The organism is Enterococcus sp. DIV1096b (assembly GCF_050498765.1).
Classification (GTDB): Bacteria; Bacillota; Bacilli; order Lactobacillales; family Enterococcaceae; genus Enterococcus_D; species Enterococcus_D entomosocium.
In genome coordinates this window covers 2837312-2853967 of sequence record NZ_JBMHEK010000001.1, presented here as the reverse complement: position 1 = coordinate 2853967, position 16656 = coordinate 2837312, and the positions used below count along the sequence as shown (strand labels likewise).

General features: G+C 41.6%; 14 protein-coding genes. 13 read left to right on the top strand and 1 reads right to left on the bottom strand.

The features are described 5' to 3' along the window. Positions 1 to 23 precede the first annotated feature (23 nt). Genes IGJ17_RS13400 through IGJ17_RS13385 form a run of 4 tightly spaced genes read left to right on the top strand, consistent with a single transcriptional unit; the run spans position 24 to position 4916 of the window. Positions 24 to 932, top strand: a complete 909-nt coding sequence (locus IGJ17_RS13400; protein ID WP_008380619.1) for a carbohydrate ABC transporter permease — start codon at positions 24 to 26, stop codon at positions 930 to 932. A gap of 5 nt (positions 933 to 937) precedes the next feature. Further along, on the top strand, positions 938 to 1774 hold the full coding sequence (locus IGJ17_RS13395) for a carbohydrate ABC transporter permease (protein ID WP_016612747.1): 837 nt from the start codon (positions 938 to 940) through the stop codon (positions 1772 to 1774). Then, entirely contained in the window at positions 1761 to 3887 is a 2127-nt protein-coding gene (locus IGJ17_RS13390; RefSeq protein ID WP_429961509.1) for a glycoside hydrolase family 65 protein, read from the top strand. Before IGJ17_RS13395 ends, IGJ17_RS13390 begins: the two co-directional genes overlap by 14 nt. Positions 3888 to 3890: 3 nt before the next feature. Beyond that, complete coding sequence (locus IGJ17_RS13385; protein ID WP_005234088.1) at positions 3891 to 4916, top strand: LacI family DNA-binding transcriptional regulator; 1026 nt, start codon at positions 3891 to 3893, stop codon at positions 4914 to 4916. A 128-nt stretch (positions 4917 to 5044) separates the two neighbouring features. On the opposite strand, the gene IGJ17_RS13380 is transcribed toward IGJ17_RS13385, so the two are convergent. Continuing rightward, on the bottom strand, positions 5045 to 6340 hold the full coding sequence (locus IGJ17_RS13380) for an ISL3-like element ISEfa11 family transposase (protein WP_422705353.1): 1296 nt from the start codon (positions 6338 to 6340) through the stop codon (positions 5045 to 5047). A gap of 342 nt (positions 6341 to 6682) precedes the next feature. Here IGJ17_RS13380 and IGJ17_RS13375 point away from each other — a divergent pair, with 342 nt between their 5' ends. From IGJ17_RS13375 to IGJ17_RS13335, 9 genes are all read left to right on the top strand, one after another. Then, the gene (locus IGJ17_RS13375; protein WP_429961508.1) at positions 6683 to 8563 is read left to right on the top strand and encodes a BglG family transcription antiterminator; all 1881 of its coding nucleotides are present in this window, start codon (positions 6683 to 6685) and stop codon (positions 8561 to 8563) included. A 3-nt stretch (positions 8564 to 8566) separates the two neighbouring features. After that, positions 8567 to 9352, top strand: a complete 786-nt coding sequence (locus IGJ17_RS13370; RefSeq protein WP_429961507.1) for a tyrosine-protein phosphatase — start codon at positions 8567 to 8569, stop codon at positions 9350 to 9352. Positions 9353 to 9367: 15 nt separating this feature from the next. Then, on the top strand, positions 9368 to 10624 hold the full coding sequence (locus IGJ17_RS13365; protein WP_086316523.1) for a PTS sugar transporter subunit IIC: 1257 nt from the start codon (positions 9368 to 9370) through the stop codon (positions 10622 to 10624). Positions 10625 to 10652: 28 nt separating this feature from the next. Continuing rightward, positions 10653 to 10952: a PTS sugar transporter subunit IIB gene (locus IGJ17_RS13360; RefSeq protein ID WP_008380633.1), complete on the top strand. Its 300-nt coding sequence runs from the start codon at positions 10653 to 10655 to the stop codon at positions 10950 to 10952. Position 10953: 1 nt separating this feature from the next. Further along, positions 10954 to 11295, top strand: coding sequence for a PTS lactose/cellobiose transporter subunit IIA (locus IGJ17_RS13355; RefSeq protein WP_429961506.1), 342 nt, complete (start codon positions 10954 to 10956; stop codon positions 11293 to 11295). A gap of 156 nt (positions 11296 to 11451) precedes the next feature. After that, complete coding sequence (locus tag IGJ17_RS13350) at positions 11452 to 12792, top strand: hypothetical protein (RefSeq protein ID WP_429961505.1); 1341 nt, start codon at positions 11452 to 11454, stop codon at positions 12790 to 12792. Positions 12793 to 13013: 221 nt separating this feature from the next. Beyond that, complete coding sequence (gene guaD / locus IGJ17_RS13345; RefSeq protein ID WP_429961504.1) at positions 13014 to 14378, top strand: guanine deaminase; 1365 nt, start codon at positions 13014 to 13016, stop codon at positions 14376 to 14378. A gap of 40 nt (positions 14379 to 14418) precedes the next feature. Next, on the top strand, positions 14419 to 15702 hold the full coding sequence (locus IGJ17_RS13340; protein ID WP_016612741.1) for a uracil-xanthine permease family protein: 1284 nt from the start codon (positions 14419 to 14421) through the stop codon (positions 15700 to 15702). A 328-nt stretch (positions 15703 to 16030) separates the two neighbouring features. After that, the gene (locus IGJ17_RS13335; protein WP_008380639.1) at positions 16031 to 16648 is read left to right on the top strand and encodes a LysM peptidoglycan-binding domain-containing protein; all 618 of its coding nucleotides are present in this window, start codon (positions 16031 to 16033) and stop codon (positions 16646 to 16648) included. Positions 16649 to 16656: the final 8 nt, after the last annotated feature.

Sequence of the window (16656 nt, the reverse complement as noted above, 5' to 3'; positions counted from 1 at the left end):
CTTTTGGGAAAGGTGACAACATGATGGAACGAAAAAAAACTAACTATACAAAAAGCCAATGGCAAGAAATCCGACAAGCGTGGCTCTTTCTGGCTCCAGCAATCATTGTCGTAGGAATCTTTTTCGTCTTAGCTGTTCTCTTTGCTTTTTATCTATCTTTCAACGACGTCAATTTGTTTACCAATACATTTTCTTTTAAAGGGATAGAAAACTATTTACGTATCTTCACCGATCAAAAAGCGCGAATCGCTCTTAGAAATACGGCCACGTTTGCCTTGGTCGTCGTTCCGTTACAAACGATTTTTGCTTTGATTATCGCGTATATTTTAAGCAGCAAAGGAATCAAGGGGAAGAAACTGTTTCGGATGGTTTATTTTTTGCCAACTTTAACTTCTAGTTCAGCATTGACGATCATCTTTATGTTTATTTTTAATATTTACGGTCCAGTCAATGACTTATTTATGAATTTAGGATTTTACTCAGAACCAATCAATTTTTTACAAGAACCGGCCTATGCGTTGAAAGTGATTATGGTAATGAATATCTGGTCGACCGTGCCTTATTATATGACGATCTATTTGGCTTCTTTAGTTGATCTGCCTCATTCTTTGTACGAAGCAGCAGAGATCGATGGTGCGACAACCGTGGATAAATTACGGTATATCACGATTCCTTATCTACGCCCAATCACTACCTATGTACTGCTGACGGGGATCATTGGTACCTTTCAGATGTTTGACCAGGCGTATATCTTCTCGAACGGATCAGGGGGACCCAACAATTCGACTCTGACCTTGTCACTAATGATTTACCAATACGCCTTTGGACAAATGAACACGATGGGGTATGCGGCAGCATTAGCGATCGTTTTAGCAATTATTATCTTTATCACGTCACTTTTAGCAGAAAAATTGAACAAAGAAAGAGGGTAACGTCCGTGAGAGGAAAAGAGAAAACAAAAATTTTAAAGATTTTGCTTTATACGATCTTGATTCTTTATGCAGTACTGACCTTTTATCCTTTTGTCTGGGCAATTGCTGCATCTTTCAAACCCTATAGAGAAATTGTTTCTGGGGATATGAGTTTGATCCCCAATGAGTTTACTTTAGACAATTTTCGATATGTCTTGGGGCGCTCTTCTTTGTTTATGCGCTGGTTTCTAAACTCCGTGATTATATCCGTTATTGGAACGACCATCAATATTTTATTAAATACGATGGCAGGTTATGCCTTAGCAAGATTAAATTTTCCGGGGCGTGAACGAATTTACTATGGATTTTTGGCATTGATGATGGTGCCAGCTCAGGTTTTGTTGATTCCAAATTACTTAATCTTGATGAATCTAGGAATGTTAGATAGTTTTTCAGCGTTGATTTTACCAGCTGCGATCAACATCGGGAATATCTTTATGATGCGTCAATTCTTTTTATCTTTTCCAAAAGATGTGGAAGAAGCTGCGGCAATCGATGGTCTCGGCAGATTTCAAACATTCTTTCGTATCGTGATGCCATTAGCAAAACCATCCATCGCAACACAAGCTGTCTTTATTTTTATGGGCTTTTGGAATGAATTCATGAAACCAATGCTCTATTTGACCACACCAAGTAAATATACTTTGACTCTAGGGTTGCAGACTTTCCAAAGTCGAAATGGTGGTGTACGATGGGATCAGACGATGGCGGCAAGTGTGATCACGATCATTCCCATTGTGATCATTTACTTGCTGTTCAACAAATATTTCTTACAAGGAGTGCGAATGGATGGCGAAAAATGATTCATTTAAAGTAAGAGCACAGGAACTTTCTCATCAAACCCCTGAATACTTAGAAACATTGTTTGCAGTTGGCAATGGTCAAATTGGCGTGCGGGCAGGGCATCCTTTAAAAGTTAATGAGCTTTACGGGGGAAATCCGGGCTCCTTTGTTAACGGTTTTTTTGATAGTGAGCCGATTCAATACGGTGAATGGGCATACGGCTATGCCAAAGAGCATCAGACGATCATCAAGCTGCCGAATCTAAGAGGCGTACGTTTACAGATTGGTGACGAGGACTCTAGTGCTTCAGAATGGCAAGTAAAGCCTATACAAATGACTTTGGATTTGGAAAAAGGCGTGTTGGATGAATCCTATAAAGTAGTAACGCCACTAGGTAAAACTTTTGAATTGGTGATGCAGTCGTTTGCCTCTGTGACACGAAGTGAACTTTATGTCTGTCAGTATCAAATTAAGAACACCAATTTCTCAGAGCCAATTTCCATAACACATCCGTTAGAACAAAAAGCAGCAATTGTTCAAACAGATGATCCTCGGGTTTCTAGTAAAGCACATCACTTACGAAAAGCTGATTATCAGGATTATGCGATTTGGACTGCTGAAAATAGTCAACGAAGTATAGCAATTCGAGTGATCAATGGCGAAAAGCAATTACAAGCAGAGGAAACGCTTACGACGGTTTTCCAAATGAAACTACTTGAAGATAATCAAAATCACGAAACACCTTTTAACCAAGAGTTAGCCGATTTTGAAGTTCTCTTGCAAGAGCAGCAACAAAGTTATCAGCAATTTTGGGCGGCAAGTGATATCCAAATCGAAGGAGATCCAGTTCTTCAAAAAGGCATTCGGTTCAATTTGTTTCATTTGAATCAAGGTGCGGGGCGAGACGGCAGAACAAATTTCGCAGCCAAAGGATTGACTGGCGAGGGATATGAAGGGCATTACTTCTGGGATACGGAAATGTATCTGTTGCCGTTTTTTATTTTCACGAACCCTGAAATAGCCAAGGCATTGCTTTCCTATCGCGGGAAGATCTTGCCGCAAGCCAAACAACGGGCGCAGGAGCTAAGCCAAGAGGGTGCTTTGTTTGCTTGGCGAACAATTGATGGAAATGAGACGAGTGCTTATTATCCAGCGGGAACTGCCCAAGTCCATATCAATGCGGATATCGTTTATGCATTCCAATTGTATGAACGAGTGACTGGCGACCAGGCATTCATCGAAACGGTTGGCAGTGAAGTTGTTTTTGAAACGGCGAAATTCTGGTTGAGCTATGGCGATCTAGTAGAAAAAGAGGGCAAACTTGCCTTTTGCATCAATGGAGTGACTGGACCTGATGAGTACAGTGCCCTTGTTAATAATAATTTTTATACGAATAAAATGGTTCAAAATAATCTATATTATGCCATTGAGTTAGCACAGCGGTATGGTAAATACCAAGAAACAATTAGTGCTTGGCAGCAAGCAGCCGACTTAATGTACTTTGGTTACGATGAACAGCGAGGGATTACGAAGCAAGACGATGGATTCTTAGAACAAGCAGTCTGGCCATTTGAGACTACACCTGCTGAAAAGTATCCTCTCCTGCTGCATTATCATCCAATGGTCATCTACAAACATCAAGTCTGTAAGCAAGCCGATACGGTTTTAGCCCAAATGCTCTATACAGGAGACTTCAGTCTTGAGCAATTAAAAAAAGATTATGACTATTACGAACAAGTGACGACGCATGATTCCTCCTTGTCTCGTTCTATTTTTAGCGTGATGGCGAGTCGAATTGGGGATTCTGAAAAAGCCTATCGTTATTTTATGGATACGGCTTTGATGGATTTAACGGATCTCCAAAAAAATGTTGTCGATGGCATTCACGCAGCAAATATGGGGGGAAGTTGGCTGAGCTTGATTTACGGTTTTGCAGGGTTGTATTACGATCAAGGCCTGCGATTAGCGAATCATTTGCCACAGAAAATAAAAGAACTAAAATTTACGCTCTTTTATCAAGGAGAACCTGTTAAAATCAGTTTAAAGGATCGCGATATTGACTGTCAGTTAGCGGAGACAACCCAATTGCTCGCTACGAAGACTGATGGTGGTATTTGGATAAAGGAGAGATAGCAAATGCGAACAACGATTCGCGATGTGGCAAAGGCAGCCGGTGTATCAATAGCGACTGTATCCAAAGTTTTTAACGGGTATAGTGATATCAACCAACAAACCAAGCAAGAAATTTTAAAAATAGCGAAAGAATTAGACTATTCCCCAAACATGGCAGCAAGGACACTGTCTTCGAAGAAACAACAAACCATCGCCTTGATTTTAAATGAGTTGAATTTCAACCGAAAATCAACGATGCCTTTGGAAGTGTTGAATGGGGTCTATCGTTATACGGATCAGTCAGATTTTGAGTTTGTCTTTTATGGGACAAGTACTGAGAAACAAAAGCAAAAGACGTTTAGTCAGTTCTGCAATGAGCACAATATCACTGGTGTAGTGATCCAAGGGTTAAAAACCACCGATCCTTACTACCAGGAAGTACAGCAAACCTCTTTGCCGACAGTTCTGATTGATATGGAAATCGACAATCCTAAGATCGGCTTGGTTTCGATTGACAATGAAAAAGCGGCGCAAGAAGCTGTGGATTTTTTGATTGCCAATAATCATCGACAAATTGGCATGATCAACGGGAGTCGTGATGCCAATGTCAGTGAACTTAGAGAAAAAGGCTACCGCGCTTCTTTGGCAGCGCATGGCTTGTTAGTGAATGAGTCGTATATCCAGTACGCCAACTATGAAGAAGAAATTGCCTATTTGATTTGTAAAAATCTGTTAGAAAACAATCAAGAAATCACTGCACTGTTCTGTGCTAGTGATATTATGGCAATCGGAGCGATACGAGGAATCAAAGACATGGGCTTGCGGGTTCCTGAAGATATTTCGGTCATCGGGTTCGATGATATTATTTTGGCTAGCTACGTAACGCCTGAATTAACAACCGTTGCCCAAGATATGGAACGAATCGGTTATGAAGCAGCTGAATTACTAGCAGACATCATCACCAATCAAGCAGAAACGAGCCATCGAAAAATTAGTCCCCATCAATTAAAAGTGCGACAGTCGGTAGAGAAAATCAGCGAGGTTCGCTAAATAAAAAAGACATGACCTTCATTGAGTGAAGATCATGTCTTTTTTTGGCTCTTTGTCAATAAGGACTGATGAGTTGCGTAAAATCAAATCTGGGTCAGAATGAACCACATTCTGGCTCAGATTTTTTGTTATCTTACATTGATTAATTGATTGATCAAAAAGATTCTAATTCTCATGTTCTCGAATGATTTAAATCCGTAGGATACTCGTTTCATTGTCTTTATGTGGGTATTCTTCGCTTCAATTTTTCCATTGGAATAAGGATAGATCATTGCGTTGGTGATACCTTCTTCATAGGTGAGAAGGTTTTGAAGCTTCTCCCGAAAGCCGTCATCTAACGTTTCAGGAAGTTCTGCCAATAAGGAGAAAAATAAGTCAGGGTCTTTGTCTCGAAAGGCTTCGACTAATTCATGAAAAAAGGGATACGCCTCCTTTAGGGGCGCAGAAAACTCAAGCAATCGATCAATCATCATTGCTTCAGTGAGAAATGGGTATTTTGGTGCTCGGAAACTTTTCCATGTTTTGTACTCATAATGGTTGATGCTTGCACGATTTTTTAGCAAAAAGCGCCAGTTCTTTTTCAGTTTTTCTGCCTGGCTTTTCTGTCCTGCTTTACGAAGTTCATTCATTTCACGGATACGCAACTCATTGAACGCTTGATTCATGTGTTTGACAATATGAAACCGATCAATCACTATTTTCGCATTTGGCAGAACACGTTTGGTGAGCTGGAAGTAGGCAGCGTTCATGTCTGTAACCAAGAATTCTACTTCTTCTGGATTGGTACACCCTAAGAAATAGCTTGTTAATCGGGGTAATTTACGCGTAGGCAAAACATCAATTAATTTTCCTGTTTCGCCATCTGCACAAATAAAGCTCATTTTATCTTCTATGGAAGCGTGCGAACGAAATTCATCAACCATCAATACTCTGGGGAGAATCTTCTTAGATTGCTTTGGCAAATAGCTTTTAAACTCTTTCAACGTACGAATAACGGTGGTCAAAGATACCTGACAGCTTTTCGCAATAAAAGATAAAGATACTTTTTCAGTCAGTAAAGAAGCAATTTTATATCTAACATGATTTGCGATTGAATGTCTGGGTTGGACAAAATAACTTTGAGCCGTCCAATGGGTGCGACAGTTTTTACAGGTATAGCGTTGCTTTTTTAGGCGCATAACCAAAGGCATCTGATTGTATTGTTCAAAACGGACAATCGTTTCCTTTTTTCCATTTTTCACTATAATTGCTTTCCCGCTTCCATCTACCACAGTAGAACCACAACTTCTACAAGCACGAGGAGTAGGCGAGAGAACAGCATCGACGACCAACGTCTTTTTCTTCTGAAGGGTCTCGTAAGAGACCTCTGTAATCATCAAATCTTTCTCTATTATTCTCAGCATTTTTTTGATAGAATCATTCATATAGCATATCGTCCTCTCAGTTGTTTATTTTGTGGTGATTTAATCATACTAGAGAACGATATGTTTTTTAATACCTAAAATGAAAATGGGGCTGAAGAATCAATTCTGATTCATCAGTCCCATAAATTATAGAGCCCTTTTTTTGTGGAGAAGAAAACTCAAACAAATTGGTCGGTCATATGTGGCAACAACAAAGTGAAAGTCACGACCATTCGTTTTTTTGATAAGAAGCAAAGCACAAGGCAAGCAACTTCTTGTAGAAATTTCCCTTAATGAAAGGGAAGATATACCTATGGAGGTTGCTTGGGTTTGACTCTAAACTAGTAAGCGAGGGAGAGAGAGATGGAAAAATTAAGCCTATTGTTGTTAAGAACACTTTCGGAGCATGACGGTTTTATGACGAGTAAAGCGGCTGCTGCCGAGTTGGGTGTTAGCAGAAAAACCGTTCGCCGTTATGCAGAAGAAATCAACCAGCATCAAGAACGATACGGTTGTATGATTCAAGCGAAAAAAGGGAGTGGGTTGTATTTACAAATAACGAACGAAGAAGCTTTTCAGCGAAGGAAAGAACAAGCGTCCCACAATGACGACTTTGTTTCTAGAATTATTGAATTCTTTATTCAAGAAGAAACGTATATTAAATCCGAAATGCTTTGCGAACGCTTATTCATTTCTCAGAGTAAGCTATCTCAAGAATTGAAAAAGCTGCGACGGATACTAAGCCATTACCAGCTCTCCATTCAAACGAAGCCGTATTACGGAATGAAACTTAGCGGTAGCGAATTTGACTTGAGACGGTTTATGGCTAGTAATTATTTGCAAAGAACCCATATCAAGCAGTTAGAAGAGGGCACAATCAGCGAAGATACACCGTCGCTTCTTCACCAGCAGATAAAAGCGATCGTTTCGTCGGAGTTTTCGCAAAAAGCCTACCCCATGTCGGAGGCTATTTTGAACAATCTGGTGAATCATTTAGCGATCGCTGTCTTACGCATGCAAAGCGGCCGCTACTTAGATCGAAACCTACCGATCAGCGGCAGGACCAATGATGAGCAGACATTACTAGGAGAGCGAATCATCGCCAGAATTGAAAAAGAGTGTGCTGTAGATTTTACCGAATACGAGCGAAATTATGTTTTAGGGCAAATCGTTGGCAAACGAGTAGTCCCTAGAAATGAAAAGATGACTGTTTCAGATGAAGCAGCAGAATTGGTCAGCAAAATTTTAAAAGCGATCAAGGAAAGCCGCCAAATCGATTTCAGCAAAGACTTGGATCTGCAAACGATGTTGATGTTGCACTTTGCTCCGCTGATCGATCGGATCGAATTGGGGATCGAGCTGAAAAATCCTTTGTTGAATGAGGTGAAGGTACACTGTAATGTCGCTTATGATTTAGCCATCATTGCCGGTCAAGTCATTGCAAAGCAATTTGAAAAGACCATCAGTGATCATGAACTCAGCTATTTGGCGATGCACTTTGATGTGGCTTTAAATAAGAAAAATTCGCAAACACAGCGCAAGTATATTTTAGTGGTCAATGACCTAGGCCGAGCGGCCAATACCTTCCTTAAAGAGAAATTTGAGTTTTATTTTCGCAATTATATCAAGAAAGTCACGGTATGCAATCAATATGAATTTTTGCAAATGATCGAAGAGCAGGAGTTCGATTTTATCTTTTCTTCGATTCCACTTCCTTACGAAGGAACGATTCCTGTTATGAGTGTTGATTATTTTATGCAACCGGATATGATCAAAAAGATCGAAGCCGCATTGGCCGCTGTCTTCACAGAAGAAGTGCTTTTGAACTACTTTAAGGAATCGTTATTCATCTGTGAACAAGAATTTGAAACAAAAGAAGCGGTGTTGCATTTTTTATGCCAACAAATCAAAGAACAGTATTCAATGCCTGAGAATTTTGAAACGTTGGTTTTTGAACGAGAAGCCTTTTTTGGAACCGATTTCTTACCGTCAGTCGCTTTCCCTCATCCCAATGCGCTGATTGGTGCAGAAACGGTGATTGCCGTTGCAAACTTGAAAAAGCCAGTGTTCTGGTACAAACAGACGGTTCGTCTCGTTTTCTTATTAGTGATTGCTGAACAAGATCACTTAAAAGTGAAACCGCTGAATGATCATTTGATCAAACAATGTTCTTCGTTGGATAAAGTAAACAAACTAGCTGCGACAACGGACTTTATGACGTTCATTAATTATTTAAAGGAGTAGTGTATGACAAATGAAAAAGTAACCTTAGAAGGTGCGTATAATTTTCGCGATTTTGGCGGCTATCGGACCAAAGAGGGCAAATACGTAGTGACTGGAAAACTATACCGCTCAGACGAATTGAGCAAATTGACAGAAGCTGATCAGAAAAAATTAGCAGCTCTGGGAATTGAGAAAATTATTGACTACCGCAATGCCCAAGAAAGAGCAGACAATGAAGACAAACCCATTGGGAATGCTCAGATACTTTATTTGACGCCAATTGCTGATATTGCTGCTTTAGCTTCTTCAGAAGAAGGGGAGCTAATGGCGCTTTCTGCAGAAAAAATCACCGCCGAAGTTGCAAAAGAATTGATGATTCGGCAAAATTATGAATTTGTTGAAAACAGTCAATGCAAGACCGTTTTTAAAGAAGTATTGGCCATTCATTTGGAAGCTGAAGGTGCAGTGGTTCAGCACTGCCGTGGTGGCAAAGACCGCACCGGGTATGGGGTTGCCCTGATTCAGTTACTGTTGGGTGTCAGTTATGAAGAGGTCATGGAAGATTACCTGCTGACCAACGAGTACAAAAGGGAGAAAAATACCAAGAGTCTCAAGCTGATACAAGAAGAAACGAACAACCCCGATTTTGTGGCAGCAATGCGATACTTCAAAGAAGCTGATCGGTGTTTTTTACAAACCGCTTTGGATTTGATTGAGGCTCATGGGGGGATTGAAACGTATGTAAAAGAAGAACTGGGTTTTTCACAGCAGAAAATCCAGCTGCTTAAAGATAAATACTTGCGGGATTAAGTGAAGGAGGACCTTATGAATACACTGAAAGATAAAATACTAGCTGCAGCCGTTCAAGTACAAAACAATATTTATATGAAAGCCATTGCCAATGCAATGATGGGCTTAATGCCCGTCATGATGATCAGTTCCATTGCTTCCTTGATCAATGCGATCGACATTGGGGCAACGCAACAGATAATGGAACAAATTGGTTTGAAAGCATTATTAACCCAAGTCAACGCGATGACGATCGATGTCGTTTCCGTTTATGTCGCCTTTCTAGTTGGCTATAAATTAGCCGAGCATTTAAATGCGGATCAACTAAATGCCGGTATCATGAGTTTGGTATCATTTTTGATCTTGAGTCCGATTTCGACTTTAGAAGAAACCCGTACGATGGAGTTGTCGACCCTTGGCTCCGGTGGGATGTTTGTCGCCATGTTTGGCGGTTTGTTGGGTGCCAGAATTTACATTTTATGTGTACAGAAGAATTTGATGATCAAAATGCCGGATTCGGTACCGCCGATCGTCAACAAATCCTTTGCAGCGATCGTGCCAGCAATTATTGTTTCAGCCATTATGGGCATCATTTATGTGGGCATGGCGGCAACTCCTTACGGCACGCTGACAGATATGATCTATACTTGGGTACAAGCTCCATTGACCTTGCTAGGAGCGAATATTTTTGCTTGTATGATCATTGTGGCGTTTATCGAATTTCTTTGGTTCTTTGGCATTCACGGAGTGTTGGCTGTTTATCCGATCTTGATGTTGGTCTTTTACCAACCAGGGCTTGATAATCTGGCGGCGTACAGTGCCGGCCAAGCATTACCACATTTGTTTACGATTGGGTTTATTTTGAACAATCGCGGGGCTCGTTCATTTGCAGTCGCTTTACTGGCTATTTTTGGTTGCAAATCAGAGCAGCTAAAAGCTGTTGGTAAAATTGGATTGATCCCTTCCATGTTTGGTATTTCTGAGCCAATCAAATTTGGGATTCCTCAGGTGATGAATATCAGAATGCTGCTTCCCTTGATGGTAACACCGGCTGTTTCCGTGTTGTCAGCATATCTCTTAACAATTGTCGGCTTTTTGCCTTATCACAATGGAGTCAATATCCCAACTGGATTTCCGATTATTTTCGGTGGCTTCTTAGTGAATGGCTGGCAAGGGATCATTGCACAATTGATCCAATTTGTCTTATGTGTCATCATCTACATCCCTTTTATGCGTCTGCAAGACAAAGCAGCACTCGCTGAGGAGCAAACTCAAGCGGCAGTCGTTGAGTAACAAATAACGAGAAAATGGAGGAACAATGATGAAAAAAATAGTATTAGTTTGCGCTGGCGGCATGTCTACTGGCGTCTTAGTAAATAATATGAAAAAAGCAGCGCAAGAAAAAGGAGAAGCGGTGGTGATCGATGCGTTCTCCATTGAATCGGTCACGACTGCAGCAAAAGATGCTGATTGCGTACTGTTAGGACCGCAAGTTTCTTACCGATTAAATGAAGTCCAAGGCTTAGTTGCTTGTCCAGCAGCCAGTATCGACATGCGCACCTATGGCATGATGGATGGAAAAAAAGCATTGGAACAAGCACTTGAACTAATAGGAGAGTAGAATGGAAGAAAAAGAACAAATTTGTTTTCAGATTATCTCGCAAGCGGGTATGGCAAGAAGTTGCTTTTTTGAAAGTATTCAAAAAGGAAGAGAAGCCCAGAATCTGGCTGCACTGCAAGCAATCGAAAAAGGAAAAGAACACTATCATGAAGCCCATTTGGCACATCGGAAGTTAGTTCAACAAGAAGCACAAGGGGACAAAGTTTGGATGTCCTTACTATTAAGTCATGCGGAAGATCTTTTGATGAGCGCAGACATCATGAGTGAGCTTGCAAAAGAGTTTCAAGGGTTGTATGAAGAAATTCAGGCAATTAAGCAAACAATTCAGGCTACTGGCTCCTAACCGAAAATCGCAATAAGAAAAAGAAACGAAGTGTCAGTCCTTTGACAACACACTTGGTTTCTTTTTGCTTAAATTTGACACGCAAGTTGACAGGATTGCTTGAAAGTGTAGGATAGAAGAAAGATGGAACTTTAAATCAAGGCAAGGAGTCGGACGATGAAAGCTTTAAAATCCCATACCGCACTTTTGATCATCAGCAATACGATCACGATCATCCCGTATCTTTATTTCTTATCTTTGAGCAAAGAGCAATCGCTAAGTGCAGCATTAGCCTTTGCGCTCTTTTATACCTTTCGCATGACAGGGGTCTTTTTCTTACAGACGCTTACGGCGCTTTTCGCACCATCGCTTTTAGCAGCCAGTGTCTTGATCGGCGGCGCCGGCGCATTGGTAGGTATCTTGAGCACTTGGTGGAGCGCTGCACTCTTGCCAGCTGCTGGTTTGTTGGGGATCAGTGCTTCTTGGTTGCCGCCAGCTGACCTGATGGTACGCCAAAAAGCCAAGCTCACTGAACAGCCGCTGAAAAATGATTGGAAGGAGGCGCTGTTCTTTCTTTTCGTTTTATTGTTTGCCTTACGGTTGCCTGATGACCTTCAAGGCATTGGTCTATTTGGCAGTTATCTTGCACTCTTTGTGCTTGCGGCTAAGAGTAGTCAAACCTTCAAAAACCTACCGAAAAGACCGCTGATGCAGCGCAACCAGTTATTCAACAAGCAATTTTTGTTGTATTTCTTTTTCTTTCTCTTACTGTTTGGCTTGCGAGCAGCCAGGCTGATCAAGTCGAATGCCCTGTTTGAGTGGGCGATTACTGGCTTCTTGTTTCTCTTTGCTTTGCTGCTGATCACTTTAACGAAACGCAGCCGCTCGTGGAAACAGCCGCTTCACTTGAACATCCTCACCTTTATTCGGGGAGTGATCGGTAACTTTCTTTTTCTTTTCGGCTCGGTCTATGTTACCGGTCGATTTGGGGCACAAGCGCTCAGTACTCACGTTTACTTGCCTTATGCACTGGGCCTTTTTGGCGCAATGTTTCTCGGAGAAAAACTCGCACGCTTGCTAGAAAAACAGTTAGTACCGGCGTATTTGCTTGGATTGATGGTTGGTGTTCTTCTATTTAGCAGCGATCTTTTGATCCCAATAAGTTTATTTGTCATTAGTTTCTTTAATGCGGGATTGAATCAATGGCTCACGAAACAGTATTTGGCGGCAAAACCGGAAGCAATTGAACAGCAGAGTTTAGCCAAGTATGCCACACAAAGCAAAGGGAGTCTGGTACATCAATTTCTTTTGATGACACTCCTGTTTGTCATTCTTCGTTTTGAACATCAGCCGTTGGCTTTCTTGTTTCAGCTATCAGGAACGACGGCAACGAATCAGACCTCAAGGATCCAAAGCTTTTTAGAGCCAGCAAAATGGGGCTCGATTGCAGGATTACTGTGTTTGCTAGTAGGTGGATTGGTGGTATTTCGCCGACAATCAAAGAAAACAAAAGAATAAGCGTCTTTAGCAGTCACTATCTTGATTCAAGACAGTGGCTGCTTTTTTTTGAAATCGCATAAAAACCGAACGTTCAGCGTTTTATCTTCCTTTATGATAGTGAATTTTATTGCACTATTTTCGAATAGCGTTAAAATAAGAACATCGTGTTAGTGAAAAAGGAACATTAAATGAACGGCTTTTTCCTGACAATGTCTTAGAGAACGGGGGAAATCAAACAAATGGCAACCATTCACTATTTTAAAGGAGATGTTTTCCATACGCCAACTGATGGAAAACTAGAATATATAGAAGAAGCTTTGATTCAAGTCGATGACGCAGGGATCATCGTAAAAGTGACTGCTAAAACAGATCAAGGGTATGAGTCAGAGCTGGCGAAAGCATCAGAGAATCTGCAGGCATTATCTGCAGGCCAGTGTTTTTTACCTGGGTTTGTTGATCTGCATGTCCATGCACCGCAATGGCCGCAAGCAGGAATCGCGTTAGATGAACCGTTAAATGTTTGGTTAGATGAATGCACGTTTCCGCTGGAAGCAAAATATGCCGATCCGGCATTTGCCAAAGCTGTCTATCAAGATTTGGTGGCACAGCTATTGGCAAGAGGAACGACAACGGTTCTTTATTTTGCAACGATCCATCTAGAAGCGAGCCTTCAATTGGCGAAGACTTGTGCCGCTCTTGGTCAACGGGGATTAGTCGGAAAAGTCGTTATGGACGATCCCAAAGCCAATCCTGTTTTTTATCGGGATGCGTCAACAGAAGAGGCATTAGCGGATACAGAACGTTTTATTCAAGAAGTACAAGCAATCGCAAAGACCGCACCTCAAGGCGTTTATCCTGTGGTCACTCCGCGATTTGTCCCGAGCTGTACCGATGAAGGCTTGGCAGGCTTAGGCGCATTGGCTCAAAAATATGATGTCCATGTTCAGACCCACTGCAGTGAAGGGCAATGGGAACATGACTTTGTTCAAGAACGATTTGGCAAAACGGATACCGAAGTGCTGCAAGATTTCGGCTTGTTGCGTGACAAAGCAGTGATGGCTCATGGCAATTTCATCAGCCCAGCTGACGGCGCCCGTTTTGTCGAAACCGGCGCCGCAGTTGCGCACTGTCCCATCTCAAATGCCTACTTTGCCAATGGCGTGATCCCAATCAAGCGCTTGAAAGAACAAGGAGTCACGATTGGTTTAGGAACGGATATCTCCGGCGGTTTTTCACCGAGTTTGTATGACAACATCAAACAAGCTGTGATGTCTTCGAGAATGTTAGAAGATGGCGTAGATGTCACGCTTCCCCAAAATACACGAGGAGTAGCAGATTCTCGTATATCCGTGATCGATGCGTTCTCATTAGCGACAAAAGGCGGCGGTGAGGCACTGAAATTACCTGTAGGTGTCATCAAAGAAGGCTATGCGTTTGATGTACAAGTGATCGATACGCGACAAAAAGAAAATCCTTTGCCTGACTTCGGTGTGTTCACCTCACCCGAAGCAAGATTACAAAAAATCCTGTACTTAGCAACGATGCAAAATATTCGCCAAGTCTGGGTCCAAGGAAAAAAAGTACACGAAAAACGAGGAGAATGAGACAGTGGAATCAACGAAAAATAAACATTTAACGATCGGAATGAATGAAGACATTCCCTTTGGTCAAGCAGTACTTTTAGGGTTGCAGCATGTGTTGGCAATGGACGTGTATGTGCCGCCATTTATTATCGCAACGGCGGTGGCGATGTCCTCTTCAGATGCATCAGGTTTGATCCAATCGACCTTTTTAGGAGCAGGGATCGCTTCTTTGATCCAAGTCCTCTTTTTCTTGAAATTACCCGTATGTCAAGGGCCATCCTTTGTGCCCGTTGGAGCGATCATCGGTATTTATTTTGGTGCCAACGGCATGGACACGGTGTTAGGTGCCAGCATCGTTGGTGCCGCAGCAGTCATTTTACTAGGTTTTACGGGCATTTATAAGTATATCGTTCGTCATTTTATTCCTACGATCGTCAGTGGAACGATCATTATGATCGTTGGGTTGACATTGCTGCCAACGGCCTTTACCAGCAATATCTATCCTGCCACTGAAACGCTAAGTGCCAATCAAAACATGTTGTTAGCTGCGATTACTGCGGCGATTTTGATTTTGTTTTCCATGCTAGGCGATTATTTTCCGGGAATGGGAAAATATTTCCGAATCAGTTCGGTCATTATTGCTTTGGTTATCGGTACCGTGATTGCTTCCTTTATGGGGGGCGTTGATTTTCAGTCGGTGGCGGATGCTTCTTTCTTTAGTCTGCCAAAACTGGTATTTCTAAACTATGGCCTGCACTTTGATGTTTCAGCGATCTTAACGATGCTAGTGATCTATATGGTACTCCTAGCAGAAACAACAGGTACTTGGTATGCGGTCAGTTCCGTGACAGAAGAACCTGTTACGGATGAACAGATCAATAAAGGCGTGATCGGCGAAGGATTAGGCTGCTTGGTTGCCGCCTTAGTAGGAACGACCCCTGTGACTGGTTATTCTACCAATGCAGGGATCATTTCGATCACCGGGGTTGCTAGTAAAAAAGTCTTTGTGATGGCATCCGTCTGGTTTATCCTATTGTCCTTCATGGGGAAACTTTCAGCCTTGATTCACGCAGTACCTTCTGCTGTCATCGGCGGCGTGTTCGCGGTCGTCTGTGTCATTATTTTGTTGAGCGGCTTTCGGGTCATTAAGAATGAAGAGTTTTCCGAGCGTGAGTTGTATATTATCGGGGTACCATTGATTATTGCCATCGGCTTGTTGTTTATGCCAGCAGAAATCAAAGAATCTGCGCCTCAATTCTTACAATATTTATTAGATTCACCGATTGCTTTAAGCGCTATTGCGGCGATCGTCATGAATAAATTGATCCCAGTGAAGAAAAAATAGGAAGTAAATGAGGAATGAGACCTTGTCTCGTTCCTTCTTTTGTTACAAATCTGTGTAAAAAGAGGGTTTTTTGTAATATAGGAAAGGTTTTCTAAGGTTAACTGGTTTACCTAGAAACAAAATAACTGTAATGTTAAAAATTACAGCAGAGAAAAGCTTGATATGATAGTCTTTTTCAATTCTTACGAAACGTAAGGCAACTGTCGTTTTCGTAATCATCTGTAATGATTTCTTTACCTATGAAATATTCTTCGGTGTTAGACTTGTTTATGCGCTTGAGTCATCTCAAATGACGCAAAATGAGTTTCAAAGAAGGAGATTTAATTATATGAAGTCTTTAAAAACTGTTTTACTTAGTACAGCTGTCCTTGCCGGTTTCGGCCTTTTCTTAGGTGGGAAAGACGCCTTTGCAGACGAACAATACACTGTTCAATCTGGTGATACATTATCAACAATCGCTACTAACTTTTACGGTTATAGCTCTGATGATACGATCAATGCGATCGTTGAAGCAAACGAGATTGCTGATAAAAACTTGATTTTTGTTGGGGAAGCATTGATCATCCCTACAGATGGCACTGCCACTTATACAGAATCTGCAAACACGACTGCTGCAGCAAGTGTACAACAACCAAGTGAACCAGCAGCTTCACAATCAAGCAACACACAATCTGCTGCTGCAAGCACACAAAGCAGCTCAAGCTACAGCTCTTCAGCTAGCGGCTCAGAAGCTTCAGCAAAAGAATGGATCGCAAACAAAGAATCTGGTGGTTCTTACACAGCGACAAACGGACAATACTACGGCCGTTACCAATTAACCAACTCTTACTTAAATGGTGACTATTCAGCTGCTAACCAAGAAAAGGTTGCCGATGAATATGTTGCATCACGTTATGGTTCTTGGTCTGCTGCCAAAGCATTCTGGGAAGCAAATGGTTGGTACTAAGATTCTAA